Below are 8,435 nucleotides of genomic sequence, written 5' to 3'. Positions count from 1 at the left end.
GGAACGGCAGAAGCGCGAGGAGATCATCGCGCATTGCCTGGAGATGAACCGCTCGGGGCTCAATCAGGGCACCTCGGGCAACCTGTCGCTGCGCCATGGCGAGGGGCTGCTGATCACCCCGACCGCGCTGCCCTACGAGGGGATGCAGGCCGAGGACATCGTCTTCCTGCACATGGACGGCAGGGCGGAGGGACGGCACAGGCCGTCGAGCGAATGGCGCTTCCACCGCGACATCCTGCGCGACAAGCCCGAGGTGAATGCGGTGGTGCATGCCCACCCGACCTATTGCACCATCCTCGCCATCATGAACCGCGAGATCCCGCCGGTGCATTACATGGTCGCGGCGGCGGGCGGCTCCACCATCCCCTGCGCGCCCTATGCGATCTATGGATCGGAGGAGCTGTCGCGGAACGCGCTCGCGGCGTTGAAGGACCGTTCGGCCTGCCTTCTGGAGCATCACGGGCTGATCGCCACCGGGCGCAGCCTGCCGCGCGCCATGTGGCTGGCGGTGGAGGTGGAGGCGCTGGCGCGGCAGTATCACGGCTGCCTCCAGATCGGCGAGCCGCGGTTGCTGAGCGAAGCGCAGATCGCGGCGGTGCTGGCGAAATTCGCCGGCTACGGGCTGGCGGACTGACAGCCCGCCGCTCGCGCCCGCGGCACGCATTTGTGCGCGGAAGGGCGGCGGAGAGCGCTTGCAAATCCGCGCCGAATCCGACGGACTCGCGCGGTCACCCAGCCGAAGGAACAGCGGATGCCCTTTCAGACCCACCGGATCGCCGCGGCGCTGATCGTGCTGCTGCTCTGGGCGCTGGTGACGGTGCTGGTCGGGGCCTGGAGCACGCAGGAGATGGGCACGCTGCTCGACGTGGTGACGCAGGGGCCGGTGCCGGCCTTCGTCGCCGCGGTGCTGCTGCTGGTGGTCGCCTGCGCCGTGCTGCGCTGGGAGGGGATCGGCCTTGGCGCCGTGCATCCCTGGCGGTCGCTGCGCATCCTCTTGCTGCCCTCGGTCTATCTGGTGCTGTTCTTCTCCATCGCCGTGGCGCTCGGCCTGCCGCCGCTGATGGTGATCGGCTCCATCGTGCTGAACTGCCTTCTGGCGAGCTTTTCCGAAGAGGTGATGTTCCGCGGCATCCTGTTCCAGGGCCTGCGCTCGCGTCTCGCGATCTGGCCGGCGATCTGGGTGACCTCGCTGCTGTTCGGCGCGATCCACAGCCTGAACGTGTTCCTGACCGGCGAGATGGCGCAGGCGCTGGTGCAATCGGTGGCGGCTGTGATGAGCGGCGTGCTGTTCATCGCCATGCGGCTGCGCACCGGGTCGCTCTGGCCGCCGATCCTGTTCCATGCCGCCTGGAACGCCAGCACCTTCCTTCTGGTCGCCGCCGCCGGCGCGGGGTCGGCCCCGCCGCCGGAGACCAGTGGCCTGGCGCTGGTGGCGCCCCTTCTGTTCGTGCTGCCGAACCTGCTTTACGGGCTCTACCTGTTGCGCGACATCGAGTATCGCGCGGCGACCGGGACGGCCTGAGACGGCGGAATGTCGAATAAAAAAAACTAAATCCCGACGTGGGGTTGTAACGACTCGCCAACTAGGCCATGTTGGTCAGGCAAGATGTTTCCGTCGACCCTTCTGATCCTAACGGCCCAGTTGCGATGTGACAAGGCTGAGCCAAACCGCCGCATTCCGCGGGTGGACCCAAGAAGGAGATCTCACGATGGCCAATGGCACCGTGAAATGGTACAATGCAACCAAAGGCTTCGGCTTTATCGCTCCGGCGAATGGCAACCGTGACGTGTTCGTGCACGCCTCGGCTCTGGAACGTGCCGGCATCCGCGAACTGCCGGATGGTCAAGCCGTGACGTTCGACATCGAATCCGGCCGTGACGGCCGTGAGTCGGCGATGAACCTCGCCCTGGCGTGATCTGATCACACCGAACGAATTTGGAGCGGGGGTGGCGCAAGCCGCCCCCGTTTCGCTTTCAGGTCAACCGAACGATCTGAAATGGGGGTGGCGCAAGCCACCCCCGTCCTGCTTTCAGCGCCTGACCGTCTTGATCCCGGTCAGCATCGGCCGCACCAGATCCTCCCGCTTCCACAGCCGGTAGAAGACGATGGCCGCCAGATGCAGCATCACCAGCCCCAAGAGCAGGTTGCCCAGCATCCCGTGCCAGCCGAGCGCGCTGCGCGCCGTCTCGATCGAGACATGGCCCGCCAGCGGTCCGACATTCATGTAATCCTCCGGATCGGCGAAGAGGCCCGTCAGCACCTGCAGCGCCAGCACGGTCAGCAGCACCAGGATGTAGAGCCCGCCCAGGGGGTTATGGCCGCGCCAGTTGCTCGGCTTGCGGCGGAACAGGCTTGCGGCATAGGCGAGGGTCGCCTTCGGGCCGTGGACGAGGCCCGAGAACCGCGCCGAAGCCGGCCCGACCAGACCCCAGACCAGCCGGAAGGCCAGAAGGGCGATGACGGCGTAGCCGAGCCAGAAATGCAGCGACATCTGGTCGGGGCCGAACCGGCCCAGACCCCAGGCCAGCGTGACGACCGCCGCCAGCGTCCAGTGGAACAGCCGCAGCAGCGGATCCCAGAGCCGGATCCGCTCGACGGCCTTGTTGTCCGGGCCGGTCATGGTCAGAAGTCCTTCAGCCGGTAATCCTCGTGGCAGCCCTTGCAGGTTCCGCCGACCTTGCCGACCGCCGGGGCCAGCGCCGCCTGACCGGCGCCCGCCGCCTCGTTCAGCGCCGCGACCGCCTCGAGGAAGGCCGCGCCCTTGGCCTGATAGCCGGGCATGTCCTGCCAGATCTGCGCCGCGGCGCGGGTCTTGCCGGGCAGCTCGGCGGCGGAGGTGCCGGGGGCCAGGAGATCGCCGGGGTTGTAGCGGGTCAGCGTCACCAGATCGGCGGCATGGGCGCTTGCGGCCTCGGCGTCATAGGGCAGCTCGCCCTTGGCCATGGCGGCCAGCGGGCCGAACTCCAGCCCGACCAGCGCGAAATAGCCGCGGCGGGCCTCGGCGACCTGTTCGGGATCGGCGAGGGAGACGGTGGGCAGGGCCACGAGGAGGGTGGAGAGCAACAGTCGGCGCATCGGTAAGCTTCCTTCTAACAGGCCCGCCACGTTGCGGGCATCACTCACACGCCGGATATGCGCCCGTTCCGTCGGCCCCGGCCCTGTGGCAGGCCGTCGCAGCCTTCAATCCTTCAGGGTGATCCAGGCGGGGGCGTGGTCGCTGGCCTTCTCCCAGCCGCGGATCTCGCGGTCGACGCCGGCGCCGGTCAGGCGCCGCTTGAGCTTCGGGCTGAGCAGCAGGTGGTCGAGCCGGAGGCCGGCGTCGCGGGTCCAGGCGTCGCGCAGGTAATCCCAGAAGGTGTAGATCCTCTCCTTCGGATGCCGCTTGTGGATCGCGTCGGTCCAACCCTGCGCCAGAAGCTGGGCATAGGCCTCGCGCACCTCGGGACGGAAGAGGGCGTCGTCGCGCCAGCGCTCGGGTTTGTAGACATCAAGATCGGTCGGCATCACGTTGAAATCGCCGGCAAGAACCACCGGCAGCTTCTGCGCGAGAAGATCCGCCGCATGGGCCTGCAGCTGGGCGAACCAATCGAGCTTGTAGGCGTATTTCGGCCCCGGCGCCGGGTTGCCGTTGGGCAGGTAGAGGCAGCCGATGAGGAGCCCGTTCACCGCCGCCTCGATGTAGCGCGACTGCGCGTCGGGCTTGCCGGGCAGGCAGCGCCGGGTCTCCACCGGCTCGGCGCCGCGGGCGAGGATGGCGACGCCGTTCCAGCGGCTCTGGCCGTGCCAGACCGCGCCGTAGCCGGCCTTCTCCAGCGCCGCCGCCGGGAATTTCGCATCCGGCGCCTTGAGTTCCTGCAGGCAGACCGCGTCGGGGCGGGTCTCCTCCAGCCAGCGCAGGAGCACCGGCAGGCGGCCGTTGACGCCGTTGACGTTGAAAGTGGCGATCCTCATGCGGCGCTCCGGCAGAGGGGCGACACCGCCGGGCTCAGAGGTAGCTCTGGATCGGCAGGTGGCCGACGATCCAAGAGACGGCGCGCAGCGTCAGGGGCGAATCCGGCTCGAAGGCCGCCTGCGCCGGCCGGCCGCCGCGCTCCACCGACCAGCGCAGCCGGCCGCGCTCCAGCGACAGGCTGTGGGCCTGATCCTCGGCGATGTGGCGCTCGAACATGGCGGTCAGTTCGGCGACCAGCTGCGGCTCCTCGAAGAGCACGCCGAGCTCGGTGTTCATGTAGGCCGAGCGCAGGTCGAAGTTCAGCGAGCCGACGACGGCCTTGGTCCCGTCGATCAGGAAGACCTTGGTGTGCAACAGGTCGCGCCGACCGGTCCTGCGCGGCGGCGGGCAGAATTCGTGCATCTCGGCCCCGGCCTTCAAGAGCGGCAGGCGGTAGTGGCGGTAGGCGCCATGCACCAGCACCATGTCGGTGACCGCCAGCGCATTGGTCAGGATCGACAGTCGCACCCCGCGCTGCGCCAGATCCTCCAGCTTCTTGCAGCCCTCGTTGCCGGGCACGAAATAGGGCGTGACGAAGCGGACCTCGCTTTTGGCGTTCTCCAGCAGGTCGTTGATCGCGTCGGACATCCAGGGGCCGCTGCGCCGTCCCAGCGCCTTGTCGGGCGGATCGGCCAGGAGGGTGATGCGGTCGGTGAAGCGCAGCCGGTCGGTCAGCATCGCCAGATGCCGGCCCTCCATCGTCCGCATCAGGAAGCGCCGGGCGTCGGCCGAGCGGGTGTGGCGGGCCATCCGGCGGTGGAAGGCGCCCATGTTCACCTTGAACCCGGGCCAGAGCGTCAGGATCGGCAGGGCGAGGCCGAGGTTCCAGTAGCTGTCGAACAGGGTCTCGACCTCGGCCACCTTCGGCCCGGCCAGCATCACATCGGCGTCGCGCGACATCGCCTCGCCGCGGTCCCAGGCGTCGAAATAGGTGTCGCCGATGTTGCGCCCGCCGAGGATCGCAAGCCGACCGTCGACGATCCAGGCCTTGTTGTGCATCCGCCGGTTGAAGCGCGACAGGCCCAGCAGCATCTCCAGCACCCGGCGCAGGGCGTGGCCGCGGTTGCGGGTCGGGTTGAACAGCCGCACCTCGACATTGCGGTGCTGGTTCAGCGCGAGGAAGGCGCGGTCGAAGCCCTGCACGTTCACGTCATCGAGCAGCAGCCGGATCCGCACCCCGCGATCCGCCGCCGCCAGCAGCTCGGCCAGCAGCAGCCAGCCGGTGATGTCGGTGCGCCAGATGTAATACATCAGATCGAGGCTGCGCCCTGCCGAGGCCGCCGAGAGCGCGCGGGCGGCGAAGGCCTCGTCCGGCTCCAGGAGATTGCGCAGGGCCGAGACGTTGGGCTGCGCCGCCTCCAGCGGGTCGAACAGCAGGTCGAGCGGCGTGGCGGCGCCAGAGCGCGGCAGCGCCGTCGTCACCGGACCACGCGCCTGCCGGGCGAAACGCTTCCACGAGCGGTAGGTGAACAGCGAGAGCAGGGCGATGGCCGCCACGCCCCAGAGCAGCCAGAACAGCAGGTCGAGACCGCTGTCGATCATGATCCGGTCATCTGCTGCGGCAGCGTCAGCCGCAGCCGCGCCTTGATCGGCAGATGGTCCGAGGCCTTGCGCGCGAGGGCCGAGTCATGCGGCGTCACATCGACCAGCTGGCCGCGGGAACAGGTCATCATCCGGTCGAGCGCCAGCATCGGATAGCGCGAGGGGAAGCTGCGCACCGTGACCGAGGCGGTGAAATGCCGTGACAGATGGGTGAGCGAGGTGGCGCGCATCCGCCATTCGTTCAGGTCGCCCATCAGCAGGGTCGGCCGCGGGTCCAGCGTGTCGAGCAGGTCCAGGAGCGCCCGGGTCTGCGAGGCCCGCGAGCCGGGCAGCAGCCCCAGATGCGCCGCGATCACCCGGATCGGGTGGCCCTTCACCACCGCGTCGGCCATCAGCGCGCCGCGCGGCTCGAATCCCGGCAGCACGATCTTGCGCACCTCCTCCACCTCGGCGTCGCGCAGCAGCAGGAGGTTGCCATGCCAGCCATGCGCGAGGCCCATGCGTCCCTCGATCTCGACCGGGGCCAGCCCGGTGTCGCGCTTGAGCGCCGCCAGATCCAGCAGCCCGGCCCGGTCGCCGAAGCGGCGGTCGGCCTCCTGCAGCGCCACCACATCGGCGCCGAGCTCGCCGATCACGGCGGCGGTGCGCATCAGGTCGCGGCGTCTGTCGGTGCCGACCCCCTTGTGGATGTTGTAGGAGGCAACGGCGATATCGCGGTCGGGCATGGAAAACTTTCATCGGCAGGGACAGCGGGCCTCTCCGATATAGGAGCCCGTTCCGCCAATGCAAAACCCGCATCCTGCCCGCAGGTTCCGAACCGGCGGCTCAGCCCAGCTTCAGATGCAGCATCCCGTCCAGCGCCCGGGCCCAGATATCGGCCATCCGCCCGGTCTCGGCGGTATACTGGTCGGTGGCGCGCTGCAGGAAGCGGGCGCGGACCTGCGCCAGCTCCGGCAGGCTGCGGCAATGCAGCATCTGTTGCTGCGTCTCGAAATCCTCCCTGATGCGTTCGGCGAGGAAGGACAGCGCCTCGCTGCCCAAGGCGTTGCAGCAATCGACGAGGGCGTTGCCGCTGACCTGCAGCCGCGCCTCCACGCTGGACAGGCCGGGGGGATCGGTGGGGGGGAATGGCTTCGCGTCGGTCATCGGTCGGCTCCTCTCCGCGGGATGATGCGCGTCGTGCCGCGCAGTCTGCCAGCGCGGGCGGGAAAGATCCTTGATGCCGATCAACACCGGGGACAGGATCGTGGCAGGAGGAAGCGGCGATGGATGACCAGAGCGAGACCGTGGCCTTCCTGCGCGGCCTGACCGGCGCCGACGGGCGGCCGGCCGAGGTGGTGGAGACCCATGGCGCGCTGATCTTCCTCTGCGGCGACACCGCGCTGAAGCTGAAGCGGGCGGTGGTCTATGACTACATGGATCTCTCCACCCTGGCGCGGCGCAAGGCGCTGCTCGACCGCGAGCTGGAGCTGAACCGCCCGGCGGCGCCGAAGATCTACCGCGACCTCGTGCCGGTGACCCGTGGCCCGGAGGGGTTGCGGCTGGGCGGCGAGGGCGCGCCGGTGGAATGGCTGCTGCGGATGGCGCGCTTTCCGGCGGAGGACGAGCTGGCGGTGATCGCCGCGCGGCAGGGCATCGGCGACGGGATGGCCGAGGCCCTGGGGCAGGCGGTGCAGCGCTATCACCGCGCGGCGCCGCTGCGGGCGGCCGAGGGGCCGAAGCTGATCGCCGATATCCTCGACGAGCTGGCCCGGGTCTTCGCCGGGATGGAGGCGGTGCTGGGCCCCGAGGCGCCGGCGCGCTTCGACGCCGAGGCCCGCGCCACGCTCGACCGGGTCGCGCCGCTGCTCGCCCGCCGCGCCGCGGAGGGCCATGTGCGGCGCTGCCACGGCGACCTGCATCTCGGCAATCTGGTGCTGATCGACGGGCTGCCCACACCCTTCGACGCGCTGGAATTCGACGAGGTGCTGGGCACTTGCGACGTGCTCTATGACCTCGCCTTCCTGCTGATGGACCTCTGCCACCGCGACCTGCGACAGGCGGCGAACATCACGCTGGCGAGCTGGCTCTTGCAGGCCGGCGGGACGGAGGACGCGGGGCTTGAGGCGCTGCCCTTGTTCCTCGCGGTGCGGGCGGCGATCCGGGCGATGGTGCTGGTGCAGACCGACGCCGCCCGGGGCAGTGACGAGGCCGGCCCCGAGGCGCGCCGACTGCTGGCCGAGGCGTTGGCGGCGCTGCGTCGGGCCCCGCCGCGGCTGGTGGCGATGGGCGGGCGCTCCGGCAGCGGGAAGACCACGCTGGCCCGGCTTCTGGCGCCCGGGGTCGGGGCGATGCCGGGGGCAGTGCATATGCGCAGCGATACCGAAAGGAAGGCCGGGGCGGAGCCGGTGGACTACAGCCCCGAAGGCCGCGCCCGGATCTACGCCCGGATGCTGGAGCGCGCTTCCTGCCTGCTCGGCGCCGGGCAGTCGGTGCTGCTGGACGCGACTTTCCTCGATGAAGCCGACCGTGCGGCGGCAGAGCGGCTGGCGGCAGCGGTCAGGGTCCCGTTCCACGGCCTCTGGCTCGAGGCCCCGCCCGCGATCCTGCTCGCCCGGGTGGCGTCGCGTCGCGGCGACGCTTCCGACGCGGATGCCGCGGTGGTCGAGGGGCAGTTGAGCGACGGAACCGAGCCGGAGGAGTGGCTTCGCATCGACGCGGGCGACGGTCTCGAGCCGGCGCTGGCGGCGGCCCGCGCCGCCTTGGGCTGAGCCGGGGGAGCCGTCCCCGGGGCCATCGAGGCCCCGCGGACGGCATTGCCATGGCCAGGACCCCAAACGGGGTTTCTTCTTGGCCCAAATACTCATCCTGGCTGGCCACGGGCGCGGCGGCGGCCCTCGATGCCGCGGCAGCGCCGCAGGA

At 69.8% G+C, this 8,435-nt stretch carries 10 protein-coding genes; 4 read left to right on the top strand and 6 right to left on the bottom strand.

Features of this window, described 5'->3' with window-relative positions; translation table 11 throughout:
- The 3 genes from C5F48_RS10985 to C5F48_RS10975 form a co-directional block, all read left to right on the top strand.
- Positions 1 to 634, top strand: a 634-nt coding sequence (locus tag C5F48_RS10985; protein WP_107663957.1) for a class II aldolase/adducin family protein, incomplete at its 5' end; no start/stop codon positions are given.
- A gap of 117 nt (positions 635 to 751) precedes the next feature.
- Positions 752 to 1,522, top strand: coding sequence for a CPBP family intramembrane glutamic endopeptidase (locus C5F48_RS10980; protein ID WP_107663956.1), 771 nt, complete (start codon positions 752 to 754; stop codon positions 1,520 to 1,522).
- Positions 1,523 to 1,709: 187 nt separating this feature from the next.
- Positions 1,710 to 1,916 (top strand): cold-shock protein, encoded by a 207-nt coding sequence (locus C5F48_RS10975; protein ID WP_107663955.1) that lies wholly within the window; start codon positions 1,710 to 1,712, stop codon positions 1,914 to 1,916.
- 114 nt (positions 1,917 to 2,030) lie between these two features.
- Here the strand turns inward: C5F48_RS10975 and C5F48_RS10970 are convergent, their stop codons facing one another.
- From C5F48_RS10970 to C5F48_RS10945, 6 genes are all read right to left on the bottom strand, one after another.
- Positions 2,031 to 2,621: a cytochrome b/b6 domain-containing protein gene (locus tag C5F48_RS10970; RefSeq protein ID WP_107663954.1), complete on the bottom strand. Its 591-nt coding sequence runs from the start codon at positions 2,619 to 2,621 to the stop codon at positions 2,031 to 2,033.
- Positions 2,622 to 2,623: 2 nt separating this feature from the next.
- Positions 2,624 to 3,076, bottom strand: a complete 453-nt coding sequence (locus C5F48_RS10965) for a c-type cytochrome (protein ID WP_107663953.1) — start codon at positions 3,074 to 3,076, stop codon at positions 2,624 to 2,626.
- 105 nt (positions 3,077 to 3,181) lie between these two features.
- Positions 3,182 to 3,952 carry an exodeoxyribonuclease III gene (xth, locus tag C5F48_RS10960; RefSeq protein ID WP_107663952.1) on the bottom strand — a complete coding sequence of 257 codons (771 nt, stop codon included), beginning with the start codon at positions 3,950 to 3,952 and terminating at the stop codon, positions 3,182 to 3,184.
- 34 nt (positions 3,953 to 3,986) lie between these two features.
- On the bottom strand, positions 3,987 to 5,534 hold the full coding sequence (locus C5F48_RS10955) for a phospholipase D family protein (RefSeq protein WP_107663951.1): 1,548 nt from the start codon (positions 5,532 to 5,534) through the stop codon (positions 3,987 to 3,989).
- On the bottom strand, positions 5,531 to 6,259 hold the full coding sequence (locus C5F48_RS10950) for an endonuclease/exonuclease/phosphatase family protein (protein WP_107663950.1): 729 nt from the start codon (positions 6,257 to 6,259) through the stop codon (positions 5,531 to 5,533). The genes C5F48_RS10955 and C5F48_RS10950 overlap by 4 nt, the downstream gene beginning before the upstream one ends.
- Positions 6,260 to 6,359: 100 nt before the next feature.
- The gene (locus tag C5F48_RS10945; RefSeq protein WP_107663949.1) at positions 6,360 to 6,680 is read right to left on the bottom strand and encodes a phasin family protein; all 321 of its coding nucleotides are present in this window, start codon (positions 6,678 to 6,680) and stop codon (positions 6,360 to 6,362) included.
- A 119-nt stretch (positions 6,681 to 6,799) separates the two neighbouring features.
- Between C5F48_RS10945 and C5F48_RS10940 the strand changes: the two genes are divergently transcribed.
- A complete protein-coding gene (locus tag C5F48_RS10940; RefSeq protein WP_107663948.1) occupies positions 6,800 to 8,284 on the top strand; it encodes a bifunctional aminoglycoside phosphotransferase/ATP-binding protein in 1,485 nt (494 codons plus the stop codon).
- The last annotated feature ends 151 nt before the right edge of the window (positions 8,285 to 8,435 follow it).

This window comes from Cereibacter changlensis JA139 (assembly GCF_003034985.1).
In the GTDB taxonomy this organism is placed as follows: Bacteria; Pseudomonadota; Alphaproteobacteria; order Rhodobacterales; family Rhodobacteraceae; genus Cereibacter; species Cereibacter changlensis.
Note: the sequence above shows the minus strand (reverse complement) of the source record. Positions and strands in the feature narration are given on the sequence as shown.